Genomic DNA, 16,215 nt, shown 5'->3' on the forward strand with positions numbered 1-16,215 from the left:
CGAATTGGACAACCTCACTTGAACCGGATCAACCAAATGAAGTCCGCCTTGAAGCTCGATGCCGTTGATCTGCGCATTCTCGATGCCGTGCAGGAAAATGCGAAAATCACAAAACTTGCATTGGCGGAAAAGGTCGGCTTGTCGCCGACACCATGCTGGCTCCGTCTCCGCAAACTGGAAGAAGCGGGCATAGTAACCGGTTATCATGCGCACATTGCCTATCGGAAAGTCGCCCCCATCGCGCATGTCATTGTGCAGATTACACTTGGTAATCATCGTCAGAGCGACTTTGATCGGTTTGAACGTGCCGTTTCGGCGTTACCGGAAATCATTTCGTGTTGGTCTGTTGGCGGCGGCGTGGACTATTTTCTAATGGTCGCCGCGCGCGATATTGATGGCTATCAGAGGCTGATTGATCGCCTCTTGGACCAGAATATCGGTATAGAGCGCTATTTCACCTATATCGTAACCAAGCTGGTCAAGGACGCGAACGGCGCTGCGCCGCTATCGCTTCTTGCGGACCATCCGGCATAGACCAAGCGGACTACAAACGGGGGCAATATTGGTCCAAATCAGTTGTGTTGTGCTTTGCTTTGGTCCAAATCGACAGTGCTCCCATGAGATGCTTTTCCTGAATTGGGAGAAGCACCATGAATGCCGTTCTGGATCATCCTATACAACACGACGGGCTTAAAAGGCTCAGGGACAAGCATCTCTTTCGAGAGCTTGCCTATATCAACGGACGTTGGATGTCGGGCGAGAATGCGGAGACATTTCCGGTTGTAGATCCCGCAACTGGACAGCGCCTCGCACGTGTCGCAAGTTTGAATGAAACCCGGACGCTTACAGCGATTGATGTCGCGGAAAAGGCATTCCCTGAATGGTCACGGCGCCTCCCACAGGATCGCGCGGGCATTTTGCGGCGATGGTACGAATTGATTGTTCAGAACAGGGACGACCTCGCAGTGCTCTTGACGCTGGAGCAGGGCAAACCGTTCTATGAATCCCTCGGCGAGATCGACTATGGCGCAGCCTTTATCGAGTGGTTCGCTGAAGAAGCAAAACGCCTGAACGGAGAAACAATAGCCAGCCATCTGCCCGATGCCGAAATGCTCGTGCGTCGTGAGGCTCTTGGTGTTGTGGGTCTGGTAACGCCGTGGAATTTTCCAAATGCCATGATTACCAGAAAAGCAGCTGCGGCTCTTGCTGCAGGCTGTCCGGTTGTCGTTCATCCATCGTCGGAGACGCCACTTTCTGCACTTGCACTGGCTGAGCTTGGCGAGAGAGCAGGATTTCCGGCCGGTGTTTTCAATGTAGTCACGGGCAAGGCCGCTCCAATCGTCGATACGCTTTGCAACGACACTCGTATACGTGCCTTGAGCTTCACCGGTTCTACCCACATTGGCACGTTGATTGCATCCAAATGCGCTGCGACCGTCAAACGCCTTGTCATGGAGCTTGGCGGGCATGCACCACTGATCATCTTCGACGATGCCGATCTCGAGCGAGCCGTAGACGTGGCGATGGCAGCCAAATTCGCCACGTCAGGTCAGGACTGCCTTGCCGCAAACCGCATCTTTGTTCAGCGCGGCATTCTCGCTTCCTTCACCGAAGCCTTTGCTGCGCGCATCGCTATGCTCAAAGTTGGTCAGGGTTTCGAGGATGAGGTGGATATCGGACCCCTGATGCACGAGCGCGCCGTCGCCAAGGTCGAAGAGCACGTTGCGGATGCGCGTGCGTGTGGAGCACGCGTGCTTGTTGGCGGAAATCGTATGGGCGACAATACGCTGTTTTATGAGCCGACCTTGCTGGTCGATGTGCCAAATGACGCGGCGATTATGCACGAAGAAACATTTGGCCCGGTTGCTGCAATCACTGCTTTTGAAACAGAAGATGAGGTCATCGCGCGGGCTAATGCCACAGAATATGGCCTCGTCGCTTATGTCGTAACGGCAAACGGTGCACGGCAACTGAGGATGGGGCGTGCGCTCGAATACGGCATGGTTGCCATCAATCGCGCCAAAATCACCGGCGCTCCCATCCCCTTTGGCGGCTGGAAACAATCCGGATTGGCGCGCGAAGGGTCACATCATGGCATCCACGCCTTCACGGAACTCAAATATCTCTGCATCGATACCGCCGCATGAATGTGTCGCGAAATGAAAGGAAACTGACAATGTTGAACAACAGCAACGAATTGACCGCCTGGGACCGCGACCATTTTTTCCATCCGTCGACACATATGGGCATGCATGCGCGTGGCGAAACGCCAACCCGCGTATTGGACGAAGGCAAGGGCGTGTTTATCACCGATGTGAATGGACGTAAGAGCCTCGATGCGTTTGCCGGTCTCTACTGCGTGAATGTGGGTTATGGCAGGACGGAAATCGCTGATGCTATCGCTGAGCAGGCTCATAAGCTTGCCTATTATCATGCCTATGTCGGCCACGGTACGGAAGTATCGATCACGCTTGCCAAGATGATTATCGACCGGGCACCAGCGCATATGAGCCGCGTCTATTTCGGCTTGTCCGGTTCTGATGCCAATGAAACCAACATTAAATTGATATGGTACTACAACAATATTCTAGGACGTCCCGAGAAGAAAAAGATCATCTCGCGCTGGCGCGGCTATCATGGCTCGGGTGTGATGACAGGCAGTTTGACCGGTCTTGCGACCTTCCATAACGCGTTCGATTTGCCACGTGCACCCATCTTGCACACACAGGCGCCTTATTATTTCCGTCGTGAAGATCGCTCGATGAACGAAGAGCAATTCTCGCAATATTGTGCTGACCAGCTTGAAGAAATGATCCTCGCTGAAGGGCCAGACACGATTGCTGCGTTCATCGGTGAGCCTGTATTGGGAACCGGTGGGATTGTTCCGCCTCCGGCTGGCTATTGGCAAAAAATACAGGCCGTTCTCGACAAATACGACATTCTGCTCGTTGCAGACGAGGTCGTGACTGGTTTCGGTCGCCTGGGCAGCATGTTTGGGTCCGAACATTATGGAATGAAGCCTGACCTGATCACAATCGCCAAGGGATTGACGTCTGCCTATGCACCGCTTTCCGGATCGATAGTTTCGGATCGCATGTGGGACGTGCTGGTCAAGGGGTCGGACAAGATGGGACCGATAGGCCATGGCTGGACCTATTCGGCGCATCCCATCTGCGCAGCAGCTGGTGTGGCAAATCTCCAGCTCATCGATGACTTGAAACTGGTAGAAAATGCCGGTTCTACCGGCGCTTATTTCCGTAATGCTCTCAACGATGCTATCGGCAATCACAAGCATGTCGGAGATGTGCGCGGCGACGGGCTGATGGCTGCTATCGAGTTTGTAGAAGATCGCGCCGATCGCAAATTCTTCGATCCATCACTCAAGATTGGAGCGCAGATTTCGGCTGCCCTTCTTGCCAATGGGGTCATCGGGCGTGCAATGCCGGAAGGTGACATTCTGGGCTTTGCGCCGCCACTTTGTCTGACGCAGGACGAAGCGGATCAGGTCGTTTCAGCAACAAAAGCAGCGATTGAAAGCGTCTTCGCAAATCGCTGATGACTGAACTTCGCGGGGTCAACTTTACGATAGGTTGGCCCCGCATTGTTGACGATATTTCCGCATTCTGCGACATTCGCGTCATGCAAAATTCCATCTCCATTGATCAGGACTATCTCGTCACACGGCTCAAGGCGCTTCTTTCGATACCAAGCCCAACGGGCTTTACAGATGAAGCTGTCCGCTATGTAGCTCGTGAACTGGAAATGCTCGGTCTGGAAGTCATGCTGACCAGACGTGGTGCAATCCGGGCGCGCCGACCAGGCATTTCCAGACGCCCGGCTCGGGGCATCGTGTCCCATGTCGACACATTAGGTGCTCAGGTTAAGTACCTGAAAGATAATGGCCGTCTTGAACTGGTCTCTATCGGAAACTGGTCTGCCCGTTTCGCGGAAGGCGCGCGGGTGTCCATCTTTTCCGGCAAGGGGACCTATCGCGGGTCAATCCTGCCATTGAAAGCATCCGGTCACACTTTCAATGAAGAAGTGGATAGCCAGCCGGTCGGATGGCCCTATGTCGAATTGCGGGTCGATGCACTGGCGCGCAATAAGGACGACCTTGTTCAGCTTGGCATTGATGTCGGTGATATTGTAGCTGTCGATCCTGCGCCGGAGTTTATCGATAACGGCTTCATCGTGTCTCGCCATCTCGATGACAAGGCAGGCGTGGCCATCATGCTGGCCTCACTTGAAGCCATGCAGCGAGCTGCCGTCGAAACGCCCGTAGACACCTATTGGCTTTTCACAATCGGTGAAGAAGTGGGTGTCGGCGCATCGGCTGTGGTGGTTCCCGATATTGCCTCTCTCGTTGCCATTGACAATGGCACCACCGCACCAGGGCAGAACTCATCCGAATTTGGCGTAACGCTTGCGATGGCTGACCAGACCGGTCCGTTCGATTATCACCTGACCAAGAAGCTCTATGAGCTTTGCGGCGAGCACGAAATTCAGGTGCAGAAAGATGTGTTCCGTTATTATCGTTCAGATGCAGCTTCCGCTGTTGAAGCAGGACATGACGTGCGCACAGCGCTACTGACGTTCGGTGTGGACGCGTCTCACGGATATGAGCGCATTCATTTGAGTGCTTTGACGTCGATTGCAAAATTGGCCGTTCATTACGCTATGAGCGACGTGGAAATAAAGCGCGATGCCGAGGAAACCGCCAAGGGATTGAAGGGCTTCACGCATCAGAAATCGACCAAAGCCGAGCAGGACTTGAAGCCAGAAGACACGCCTGCCGAATAGCAAAAAATCACCTGATATTGCGGGCCAGCTGAGGCCCAGCATTTTCTTCGGTTGGAAATTTATTATGATAATTCATTGATCCCATCGATTTTATGCCTATAAATTAGAGTTAGCTAATTGGCATAACGAAAGGGGATCGCTCTATGAGAAGATTATTTCGTGCTGCGCTGGCGGCAATGACGCTCGCAATTGCAGGACCTGCAATGCCGTCGCTGGCTCAAACGCCGCCAAACGTGCTGATCGTGGGACAGATTGCTGAACCGCAATCGCTCGATCCCCATACGGTGACGGCGACCAATGACTTCCGCATACTCGTGAATATATATGACGGCCTCGTGCGCTATAAGGATGGGACGCTTGAGGTTGAACCGGCACTCGCTGAAAGCTGGACAATTTCGGATGACGGTAAAACCTATCGCTTCAAGTTGCGTCAGGGTGTCAAATTTCATGACGGGTCCGATTTCAACGCCGAAGCAGTGAAGTTTAACTTCGATCGAATGTTGAGGGAGGATCACCCTTTCTACAACACGGGGCCGTTCCCGCTCTCCTTCAATTTCTCGTCGATTGAAGCGGTCAATGCGATTGATCCGGCAACAGTCGAGTTCAAACTGAAGGAGCCATTTGCGCCGTTCCTCTCCAATCTGGCTTATCCAACCGGTCTGATCGTGTCGCCTGAAGCCGTGAAGAAATACGGTAAGGAATTTGGGCGCCATCCGTCGGGAACAGGTCCGTTCAAATTTGCCAAATGGCAATCGGGTCAACGCGTTGTCGTGGAACGGAATCCCGACTATTGGGATGGTGCGCCCACCTTGGAAGCCATCGTATTCCGCCCGATTACCGATCCAAATACCCGCGTTGCGGAGATGATGGCTGGTGGTCTTGATGTCATGGTAGAAGTGCCGCCAGACAATCTCGCGACCTTCAAGCAGGATGGGAACTTCGCCGTTGCAGAACAGGCAGGACCTCATGTCTGGTTCACGATTCTGAATGCAAAAACGGGGCCTTTCGCGGATAAAAAGGTGCGTCAGGCCGCAAATTACGCAGTCAATAAGTCAGCGCTCGTCGACAATGTTCTGCAAGGCTCGGCAACCGTGGCGGCAGGTCCTATTCCGCCTGCTTTCAACTGGGTGGAAGACAAAACCGAACCTTATCCCTATGACCCAGAAAAGGCCAAAGCACTGCTGGCGGAAGCAGGCGTCACCAATCCGGAGATTACATTTTATGTGACGGAGGGCGGTTCCGGTATGCTCGATCCCATCACCATGGGTGCGGCGATACAGGCTGATCTTCAGGCCGTTGGGTTTAAGGTGAAAATCGAAACCTATGAATGGAACACGTTTCTGGGCCGCGTGAACACGGGTCTCGATGGCAAAGCCGATATGGCGGAAATGGCGTGGATGACCAATGATCCCGACACTGTTCCATATCTGACGTTGCGTACGGATGCCTTGCCGGACAAGGGCGGTTTTAATTCCGGTTATTACTCCAACCCGCAACTGGACACGCTTCTCGAAAAGGCGCGCACTTCAACTGATCAGGCCGAACGGGGCAGGCTCTACGGCGAGGTGCAAGCAATCGTGCATGACGATGCGCCGTGGCTTTTTGTGGCCAACTGGAAGCAGAATGCGGTCACAACCGCAGCCGTGAAAGGCTTCAAGCTGCAACCGTCCTTCCTGCTGCATCTGAAAGACGTGACAAAGGAGTAAGCCTCAAGCCCGCTTGCCGAGGTTCACGGCAGCAATTTCCCATGCCATACAGGAGGGCTTGAAATGCCAGCCTATATTCTAAAGCGCCTAGCCGCGGTCATCCCTGTCTTGCTGGGACTTTCGATCATCGTTTTTCTCGTGATGGCCATGATCCCCGGCGACACGGCTACCGCATTGCTTGGCTCCTATGCGACGCCTGAAAACGTTGAGCGGGTCAACCGCGATCTTGGTCTGGATAAGCCGCTGGTGCAGCAATATTTTATCTGGATCGGCAATCTGTTGCATGGCGATTTTGGTCGTTCCTTTGTGCTCAACAGGCCTGTCCTTGATGAAGTCCTGGAGCGATTTCACGCTACGCTGATCCTGGCTGGTGTGGCGCTCGTCCTGTGTTCAATCGTGGGATTGCTGGCGGGGATTGTCTCAGCCGTCCGCCAGTTCGGCTGGGTCGACCGTGCAATAACCTTCGTGGTTCTTGCTGGAATTTCTATTCCTTCGTTCTGGCTTGGCCTATTGCTGATTTATCTCTTCGCAGTTCATTGGCGGGTGCTACCGGCTTCGGGAATGTATGCCGTTTATGGCGGCGGTGATCTGAAGGATCTGCTATGGCATCTGATTTTACCGGCAGGAACGCTTGCCGTTGTGGCAGCCGGCGTGATCGCGCGATTGACGCGCAGCGCAATGCTGGAAGTCTTGCGACAAGACTATATCCGCACGGCTCGCGCCAAGGGGCTTAACGAGCGACGGGTGATCTACCGCCACGCGTTTCGCGCTGCCCTTGTCAGTGTTATTCCCGTCATCGGTATACAAGCCGGTTTTGTGCTCGGCGGCGCGGTTTATATCGAAACTGTATTTCAGTGGCCTGGCATCGGCGCGATGTTGGTGAAGGCCATTTCCACGCGCGATATCCTGCTGGTGCAGGGCGGCGTTCTCGTGGTGGCTGCAAGCTACATCATCTTCAATCTGGTTGCCGATATTCTCCAGACCATGCTTGACCCGAGGATTCGTACATGAGTTTGCTGACACAAACCGCGGCGAGTCCGGCGCCGACTCGTCTGACCTCATGGGGACTACTCATGAGTAACCGGTTGGCTGCTTTCGGCTTCTTCCTGTTGATAGCAATCTGCCTTGTTGTTCTCGCGGCACCCTTGTTACCGTTGCCAAATCCGGATGCAACAGCGCCGGCGACACGTTTACAGCCATTGTTCACGTCCGGCCACTTGCTCGGTACGGATCAACTGGGTCGAGATATTCTAAGCAGAGTTATCTGGGGCACACGTGTGTCGGTGGCGGTCGGCTTTGCCGCCACTTTAATAGCGGCCATCATCGGTTCTTGCATTGGCCTTGTAGCCGGTTTCGTTGGCGGACGCACCGACAATCTGATGATGCGCGGCATCGATATGCTCATGGCGTTTCCTTACATATTGCTTGCCTTAGCGATTGTAGCCGTCCTTGGCCCCGGTTTGATGAATGCGCTTTTCGCAATAGCCGTCGTCAATATCCCGTTTTTTGCACGCAATGTCCGTGGTGTTACGCTGGGTCTTGCCCATCGGGAATTCATCGATGCGGCGCGGCTTTCTGGTAAAAGCCCACTCTCGATCCTGACGAGCGAGGTTCTTCCAAATGTCATGCCGGTGATCGTTATCACCATGTCGACGACTGCCGGTTGGATGATCCTCGAAACGGCAGGGCTCAGTTTTCTCGGTCTGGGCGCGCAACCTCCACAAGCTGATCTGGGATCGATGCTGGGTGAGGGCAGGGCCCAGCTCTTTAACGCTCCGCATGTCTCCATAGTCCCGGGCCTGATGATCTTCCTGCTTGTGATCAGCTTGAATGTGCTTGGTGACGGCGTACGCGACATACTCGATCCACGCCTGCGGTCTGGAGCACTTGCACGACCCGGCGCCAGAACGGAAATAGCCCGTGATCGCGCTACCAAATCCGATGCGTCTGGCAATGCGGTATTGTCGGTTGAGGCGCTGGAAACTGGTTTCGTCAGCGGTGGACGTTTCACGCCTGCCGTGAAGAATGTTTCTCTCAAGTTGCACAAGGGCGAGTGTCTCGGCCTCATTGGAGAGAGCGGCTCAGGTAAAAGCGTTACAGCACTTTCCATCATGGGGCTGGTGGCATCGCCGCCGGGGCTTATTCGCAACGGTTCGATATTTCTGGAGGGCAGGGACGTTCTTTCCCTTCCGGAAACGGAACTTACGACCCTTCGCGGAAACAAAGTGGCCTATGTGTTTCAGGATCCGCTGACGACACTGCATCCGATGTATTCCATTGGATGGCAGGTTGAGGAAGCTATTGGAGCGCATCGTCGCCTCACCGCAGCCGAGCGACGCGAACAAGCAATAGCCCTGCTTGAGAAGGTTGGTATTCCAGACGCCAGAGAACGCGCCAGTCACTATCCGCATCAGCTTTCCGGGGGGCAACGCCAACGTGTCGGCATTGCGATGGCTCTCGCCAATGACCCCGATATCATCATCGCAGACGAGCCAACGACGGCGCTGGATGTGACTGTGCAGGCACGAATTCTTGATCTGCTGCGTGAGTTGCAACGCGAACGCGGCATAGCATTGTTGTTTATCACCCATGACTTTGGGGTCGTTTCAGAAATCTGCGACCGCGTTGCGGTGATGAAGGATGGCGAGATTGTCGAGACAGGTACGGCGAGGGCGGTCTTATCCAATCCGCAGCATGACTATACGCGCCGGCTCATTGCTTGCGTGCCGGAACTCGGACAAGGCCCGAGCTTTCTCGACAAGGTAGCCAAAGTCTTCGGACGTGAGAATAAAGGCATGAAAGCATGAGTGAAATTGCGATCAGTGCACGGGAGCTTACCAAGACATTTGGCGGTGGGCGAACTCTCTTTGGCAGGACACGCCATCAGGTCGATGCAGTCAAAAAAGTGTCTCTTGATCTTCAGCGAGGTGAAACCCTTGCCGTGGTAGGCGAAAGCGGCTCGGGAAAGAGTACGCTTGCGCGCATGTTTGTGGGGCTGACGGAACCGACAAGCGGGACCATGACAATCGCCGACCGCGATGCGACCGATTTGCGTAGATCGGGGGCGCGTGCATTCGGCAAGGTCATTCAATATGTCTTTCAGGACCCCGTCGCCTCGCTCAATCCGCGTAAGCCCATCAAACAGATCCTAGACGTTCCGCTCAAGCTTCTCAGCAAATACGACACAGCGCAGCGCACACAGAAAATGTTACAATTGCTCGATGCGGTGCAGATGCCCAAAGACACGCTGGAACGCTATCCACATGAGTTCTCGGGCGGACAGGCACAGCGTATTGCGATAGCGCGTACGCTCGCAGCAGAAGCCGAGATTGTCGTGCTTGATGAGCCAGTCAGCGCTCTTGATGTTTCGGTACAAGCTCAGGTCCTCTTGTTGCTGGATGAGCTTAAGCGGGAATTCGATCTGTCCTATCTTTTTATAAGTCACGATCTTGCTGTTGTAGAGGCCATTTCGGATCGGGTGGCAGTGATGTATTTCGGGGAAATTGTGGAAGAGGCTCCCGTTCGCGATCTTTTCGCTCACCCGCAACACGCCTATACGCGACAATTGCTGGATAGCGCACCACGCATCAGGAAAGAGTAGAAGTGGCATGGTCAAAACGGACCTTAAAAACAGCAGCGAAACACTGGAGCGTGTAAGCGCGAAGGCAACAAAGCCCAAGCGCAGGCCGGAAGAAATTGCGGACCGCATCAAGGATTTCATCAGAGCCAAAACATTGAAGCCTGGTGACCGCCTTCCACAGGAAAAGGAGCTGATCGACCAGTTTAAAGCTGCGAAGGGCACGGTTCGAGAGGCCATGAAAGCACTTGAAACGCAAGGGCTTATCTATACGCGAAGCGGGCCGGGCGGGGGTGCATTTGTGGCGGAGCCATCGGCGCGACATGCCATGGAAATGCTGGGCAGTTTTTTCTTCTTCGATCAGCCTAGCTTGAGCGAAATCTACTCGATACGCAAGTTGCTGGAACCGGAAATTGCGGCATTGCTGGCAGGCAAGCTGACGCACGGTGATATTGTTCAACTTGAGAACACCATGCGTCTTTATGATCGCCCCCCTGTCGATCTGGATGATCAATATCAACAGCGCGTGGCCGAATTGGATTTCCATTCACTGTTAGCGCAACAATGTCCAGATCGGCTGCTGGGCTTCGTTTCCGGGCTCACCCACCATCTTTTGCGCAACCTGCCTGTTGCCCGCGCCATCTATGCGGATCCAACGCCTGCGTCTCGTGAAGCTGGGCTTGTTTTTCAACATCGTCTGCTGGCCGCTCTTATCCAAAACAGACGGGAGGATGCCCGGCAGATCGCTTACGAACATATGGTTTCCGCCGAAGATTATATGCTCTTACAGGCCAAGACGATCGTCGGAAAGGTTTAGGAAAAGCCGATAAAAATGGGAACCATCCCGGCGCTGTTGCATTTGCAACTGGGAGGGCCGCCGCCAGAACACACGCGACGGCCCCATTCTTGAGGGCATAGCCCCCAGATATAGCAAGCAGTTTTCGGGCTGTGCAAAGAGACGAAGCGGGTTTGACGGCGTTACGGTCACAGATGCGCTCTCGTTATGACAATGGAGGTTTCGACCCTTTTTATGTGTGGAATTTGCGGAGAAGTCAGGTTCGATGGTGGTACGCCATCGGTTTCGGCAGTCTCGAAAATGGCAGATGTTTTGAGTCCAAGAGGGCCCGACGCATCTGGTATCGTCATCCGGGGCAATATAGGCTTCGGTCACAGAAGACTGAGAATTCTCGATCTTTCCGAAAAATCACAGCAACCCATGATCGATGCAGATCTTGGTCTGACATTGGTTTTCAACGGATGTATCTACAATTTCCGTGAGTTGCGCGCAGAGCTTGAAGCGAAGGGTTATCACTTCTTTTCCGATGGAGATACGGAGGTGATCCTGAAGGCTTGGCACGCCTGGGGAGAAAACTGCGTCTCTCGGTTTTTAGGCATGTTCGCTTTTGCAATCCACGAACGGGATACGGGGCGGATCATTCTTGCCCGCGATCGTTTCGGGATAAAGCCGCTCTATCTCGCCGAGGTCAACGGCGCGTTGCGCTTTGCGTCTTCGTTGCCAGCACTGGTAAAGGCCGGCGACGTTGATACCTCAATTGATCGTGCTGCGCTCCACAACTACATGAGCTTTCACGCTGTCGTGCCGCCACCGCGCACGATCTATGAAGGCGTACGCAAGCTGCCACCAGCAACGATGCGTGTTTATGAGGCCAATGGCAGTTTCAAGGATCGCATCTATTGGCAAGCTCCTTATCGCCGCCTGCCGGGCGACAGCGCACTGAGCCGGGAGGAATGGCAGGAACAACTGTTGGACATGCTCCGTCTGGCAGTCAAAAGGCGCATGATTTCAGACGTTCCGGTCGGTGTTCTTCTTTCCGGCGGCGTGGATTCCAGCCTCATCGTAGGCTTGCTGGCGGAAGCAGGCCAGACTGGTCTTATGAGCTTTTCTGTCGGCTTCGAAGAAGCCAATGGCGAGAAAGGCGACGAGTTTGTCTATTCGGACCTGATAGCCAAGCACTTCGGAACGGACCATCACAAAATCTTCGTCCCGTCAGCGGACCTTATGGACGCTTTGCCCGGAACGATCGCTGCCATGTCGGAGCCGATGGTTTCCTATGACAATGTCGGCTTCTACCTTCTCTCAAAAGAAGTGTCGAAACACATCAAGGTGGTCCAGTCCGGTCAGGGTGCTGACGAAGTTTTCGGCGGCTATCACTGGTATCCACCGCTTGTGGATTCCAACGATGTGGTCGGTGACTATGCCAAGGGCTTTCGCGACCGCACGCATGCTGTGCTTGCCACACAATTGTCCGCAGACTGGATGCCTGAGCAGGATTACAGTCAGGCGCTTCTCGAAGAGAAGTTGCTTGAGGACGGTGCCGATATGCCTGTTGACCGTGCACTGAGGCTCGACACCAATGTGATGCTCGTGGATGATCCGGTCAAGCGCGTTGATAACATGATGATGGCGTGGGGACTGGAAGCGCGTGTGCCTTTCCTGGACCACGAATTGGTAGAGCTAGCAGCGCGCATTCCGCCAGAAGAAAAGCTACGCGATGGCGGTAAAGGCATTCTCAAGGACGTTGCCCGGAAAGTCATCCCAAGCGAAGTCATTGATCGCAAGAAGGGCTATTTCCCGGTACCGCAGCTCAAATATATCGCCGGGCCCTATCTCGATATGCTGCGCGATGCATTGTCATCCCAGAAGGCGCGCGAGCGCGGTCTTTTCCAGCGTGACTATCTTGAGCGCTTGTTCGCCAACCCATCAGACCACATCACGCCTCTGCGCGGGTCGGAACTGTGGCAAGCAGGACTGCTGGAAATGTGGCTCCAGACGCAGGAGGCATGAATGCGAAATCATGGTGAGGAACAAATGACCCGGCAGAAAGTCAGGGGCGGCAAGGCTCTTTCGCATCGTTTGACACGCTTGCGCACGCCGGAAAGCGCTGGATTTTACCAGGAGCATTCGCATGGCGCTAACAAGGTAGAAGCTGATAGCAGACAACACAATGTGACCCTCGATTGCGGTTGGGGGCGACTGTTGTTTGCGCAGACATTCGACAGCAATCAGGCCATTGTCGACGCGATGCGAGCGGAGGCCCCGGCAAGCCGCGATATTCTATTTTATGTCAGCGATCCGCACGTGCTGTTGTCACTTGCACCCCACGAGATTTTTCTTGATCCTTCGCACACCTATCGTCTGGAACTGTCGACTTATCGGGCCGGAGGACGCCGCACGCGCGGCGTCACCATTCGCCGCGCCATTTCGGAAATTGATGCGGACGGCATCAACGGAGTTTACGCCGCGTGCGGCATGGTTCAGCTTCGAGCTGATTTCTTTTCTGCAGAGCGTGTAAACCGTGCAGTCACCTATTTTGTCGCTCAGGACGATGCCACTGGCGAAATTGTCGGCACGGTGACAGGCATTGACCATCAGCGCCTGTTCGACGATCCGGACCGCGGAGCTTCGCTTTGGTGCCTTGCCGTTCACCCACAGGCACGCCAGCCCGGCATCGGTGAAAAGCTGGTGCGTATGCTTGCCGAACACTTTCAGGCGCGTGGGTTGCGTCATATGGATTTGTCTGTGTTACACGACAATGAGAACGCCATTCGGCTCTATGAAAAGCTTGGTTTCAATCGTGTTCCGCTCTTTGCAGTGAAGTGCAAAAACGCGATCAATGAAAAGTTTTTTGCGTCCCGCCTCGAAGCGGTAGAAGCACTCAATCCCTATGCGCGGATCATTGTCGATGAGGCAATGCGCAGGGGTGTGCAAGTTGATGTTACAGATGCTGAAGGCGGCTTCTTTCGTCTTTCTTATGGCGGCCGTACCGTTCACTGTCGCGAAAGCCTGTCAGAGATGACATCCGGTGTTGCCATGTCGATCTGCGACGATAAAGCCGTGACAAGGCGTGTCGTTGAAAAAGCGGGGCTGGTCGTTCCTGCACAGATTTCCGCAGACGAAAGCGTTGAAACGCAAGAATCTTTCTTGCGCCAACACGGGAAACTTGTCGTCAAGCCGGCGCGCGGAGAACAGGGGCGGGGCATTTCTGTCGGCATCTCAGACATGAAGCACCTGCAGACGGCGATCAAACAGGCTCGTACTGTTTGTGATCGCGTGTTGCTGGAAGCCTGCTTCGAGGGTGAAGATTTACGGTTGGTCATCATCAACTATGAGCTGGTCGCAGCAGCAGTGCGTCGACCTCCACGTGTGGTGGGTGACGGAAAGACGACGGTGCGAAAACTCATCGAAATTCAATCACGTCGACGGGCTGCCGCTACTGGTGGTGAAAGTCGCATTCCTATCGACACCGAAACGAAGAGATGCCTTCAGGAACAAAATCTGTCGCTCGATAGCGTGCTTGATGACGGTCGTGAGATCACCGTGCGCAAGGCGGCCAATCTGCATACAGGTGGAACCATCCATGACGTGACGTCGGTTGTCGATCCAAAGCTTGTTGATGCTGCTTGCAGTGCCGCACGTGCAATCAATATTCCCGTGGTCGGCATCGACTTCATGATCAAGCAACCGGACAAACCGGAATACATCTTTGTCGAGGCTAATGAGCGACCTGGACTTGCCAATCATGAGCCACGGCCAACAGCAGCCAAGTTTGTTGAATGTCTGTTTCCGCAACTCTACCGGGAGGGCTGAAATGATCGATCAATGTCAGCCTCGGTGCTACTGACACTTGGAACAGCATCCGGGAGGAGTAACAGAACCATAATACACTCTTCCCAAGGTTATTTCGCAGAAGATAGTGAAACGAAAACAGGTGGTCTGCATTTTAGCAGGCCACCTGTTTGTTCGTTTCGTTCAGCGCGATGTGCACTGATAGGTTAGGTCAGGTTCGGGGCAGGGGTTGTCCCGATAGTGTGTTTGTTATGCCTTGCCGAGACGCTTGCGCAGTTCGGTGTTTTCGGAGCGAAGCTTTGTAGCCAGTTCCTTGCGCAGCTTCAGGTTTTCAGCTTCCAGTGCTACAAGCGCCTTCAGATCGTCGCTCGTTGGTGATGCCTTCGCGGCTGCTGGTGCTGCCGTCTTCCCAGCAGCGTTCTTCCAGTTGTAATAGGTCTGCTCGCTGACTTCAGCATGCTGCAATGCAGCCTTCAGCGTGGTCTTGCCGCCCTTGGTGGCCTTTTCAACCGAAGCAAGAATGGAGGCGCGTTCAGCTGGCGTATATTTCTTCACCTTGCGGCCAGCCGGGGCTGCTACGGCTGCAACAACCTTGGCGGCCTTGGGTGCAGCTTTTGCTTTGGGAGCCTTGGCGGCCTTTACAGCCGGCTTGGCGGCCGCAGCTTTAGGCTCAGCCTTCTTGCGCGGTGCGCGGGTTTTCGGCTTGGCGCTCACAGGCTCAGCTGCTGCGGCCTGGTTTGCTTCTACAATGGTTTCATCAGCCATGTTCAGTTTCTCCTGAATTGATACTCGGGTCAGCTTTCCGGGTGCCGAATATATGGGACAATGCTTAATGCAACTATAAGTGCCATTACTTTGACAATTTGTGAAGAGATGCCCTCACATAAGGATGATGAGGCGATCTATTATGAAGCAGGATTGATTGTTGAAAACGGAGGTTTAAATCTATAGGTAGAGCACAGTACCTGTCGGGGCACCTCCACGGAATTTGATTGAGAAAGCTATTTTCGGATGAAGAATCCAATCCGCAATGTTGTCGTTGAATATAAGAACCGGCGTGCGCGCAAGAGCGGCAATGCGCTTTGGGGCAACCTTGATCTGAAGTCGATTGCACGGGAAGTGGAAGAGGATGCCAAGGCGCCAATATCTGCCGATCAGGTAACACCTGCCGTCTCCCCGATAGACAATGAGCCAGCCGCACTTGTCCACGCGCCAACGCCACGGATAGAAGCCAAGACTGAGCCCAAGATTCTCGTTGTCGATATGGCAGAACCTGTCGCCACAAAAGTGAGCATAGCCTCGCCAGAACCGGAAGTGCCTGCCGCAGTTGAAGCCAAGGTTTCTCCCGTCCCTGCCAAGAAAAAAACCAATACTCCCCGTCGCTTGAAGCCGATTGCTGACAAGCCGATGAAAGCCAAGCCCGTTTCCAAAGCCCCAGCTGACATATTGGATGAACTGGCTGCGCTTGAAGCAGAGAATGCCACGCTAAAACGGCAACTGGCCCAAAAGCTCAACACCGAAAATCAACAAATGCGGAAAATGCT

13 protein-coding genes are annotated in these 16,215 nt (G+C 54.1%); 12 read left to right on the forward strand and 1 reads right to left on the reverse strand.

Going from position 1 to position 16,215, the window contains the following annotated elements:
* Positions 1-48 precede the first annotated feature (48 nt).
* The 11 genes from ACTJKP_RS23190 (at position 49) to ngg (ending at position 14,692) form a co-directional block, all read left to right on the forward strand.
* Positions 49-534, forward strand: coding sequence for an Lrp/AsnC family transcriptional regulator (locus ACTJKP_RS23190; RefSeq protein WP_176168374.1), 486 nt, complete (start codon positions 49-51; stop codon positions 532-534).
* Positions 535-650: 116 nt separating this feature from the next.
* Complete coding sequence (locus tag ACTJKP_RS23195) at positions 651-2,147, forward strand: NAD-dependent succinate-semialdehyde dehydrogenase (protein WP_440632345.1); 1,497 nt, start codon at positions 651-653, stop codon at positions 2,145-2,147.
* Between the two features lie 29 nt (positions 2,148-2,176).
* Positions 2,177-3,556, forward strand: a complete 1,380-nt coding sequence (locus ACTJKP_RS23200) for an aspartate aminotransferase family protein (RefSeq protein ID WP_440632346.1) — start codon at positions 2,177-2,179, stop codon at positions 3,554-3,556.
* An 83-nt stretch (positions 3,557-3,639) separates the two neighbouring features.
* Positions 3,640-4,800, forward strand: coding sequence for an osmoprotectant NAGGN system M42 family peptidase (locus tag ACTJKP_RS23205; protein WP_440632355.1), 1,161 nt, complete (start codon positions 3,640-3,642; stop codon positions 4,798-4,800).
* A gap of 143 nt (positions 4,801-4,943) precedes the next feature.
* The gene (locus ACTJKP_RS23210; RefSeq protein ID WP_440632347.1) at positions 4,944-6,506 is read left to right on the forward strand and encodes an ABC transporter substrate-binding protein; all 1,563 of its coding nucleotides are present in this window, start codon (positions 4,944-4,946) and stop codon (positions 6,504-6,506) included.
* 63 nt (positions 6,507-6,569) lie between these two features.
* Complete coding sequence (locus tag ACTJKP_RS23215) at positions 6,570-7,517, forward strand: ABC transporter permease (protein WP_440632348.1); 948 nt, start codon at positions 6,570-6,572, stop codon at positions 7,515-7,517.
* Positions 7,514-9,313: a dipeptide/oligopeptide/nickel ABC transporter permease/ATP-binding protein gene (locus tag ACTJKP_RS23220; protein WP_440632349.1), complete on the forward strand. Its 1,800-nt coding sequence runs from the start codon at positions 7,514-7,516 to the stop codon at positions 9,311-9,313. The genes ACTJKP_RS23215 and ACTJKP_RS23220 overlap by 4 nt, the downstream gene beginning before the upstream one ends.
* On the forward strand, positions 9,310-10,107 hold the full coding sequence (locus ACTJKP_RS23225; RefSeq protein WP_440632350.1) for an ATP-binding cassette domain-containing protein: 798 nt from the start codon (positions 9,310-9,312) through the stop codon (positions 10,105-10,107). The genes ACTJKP_RS23220 and ACTJKP_RS23225 overlap by 4 nt, the downstream gene beginning before the upstream one ends.
* A gap of 7 nt (positions 10,108-10,114) precedes the next feature.
* The gene (locus tag ACTJKP_RS23230) at positions 10,115-10,900 is read left to right on the forward strand and encodes a FadR/GntR family transcriptional regulator (protein WP_440632351.1); all 786 of its coding nucleotides are present in this window, start codon (positions 10,115-10,117) and stop codon (positions 10,898-10,900) included.
* Between the two features lie 213 nt (positions 10,901-11,113).
* Entirely contained in the window at positions 11,114-12,889 is a 1,776-nt protein-coding gene (locus ACTJKP_RS23235) for an N-acetylglutaminylglutamine amidotransferase (RefSeq protein ID WP_440632352.1), read from the forward strand.
* Positions 12,890-14,692, forward strand: a complete 1,803-nt coding sequence (gene ngg / locus ACTJKP_RS23240; RefSeq protein WP_440632353.1) for an N-acetylglutaminylglutamine synthetase — start codon at positions 12,890-12,892, stop codon at positions 14,690-14,692. It abuts the gene before it with no gap.
* Positions 14,693-14,920: 228 nt separating this feature from the next.
* Here the strand turns inward: ngg and ACTJKP_RS23245 are convergent, their stop codons facing one another.
* Positions 14,921-15,436, reverse strand: coding sequence for a transposase (locus tag ACTJKP_RS23245; protein ID WP_440632354.1), 516 nt, complete (start codon positions 15,434-15,436; stop codon positions 14,921-14,923).
* 246 nt (positions 15,437-15,682) lie between these two features.
* Here ACTJKP_RS23245 and ACTJKP_RS23250 point away from each other — a divergent pair.
* Positions 15,683-16,215 (forward strand): hypothetical protein (locus ACTJKP_RS23250; protein WP_440632312.1); only part of this gene is annotated, 533 nt, incomplete at its 3' end.

It is taken from the genome of Brucella sp. 22210 (assembly GCF_052045675.1).
Lineage (GTDB): Bacteria > Pseudomonadota > Alphaproteobacteria > Rhizobiales > Rhizobiaceae > Brucella.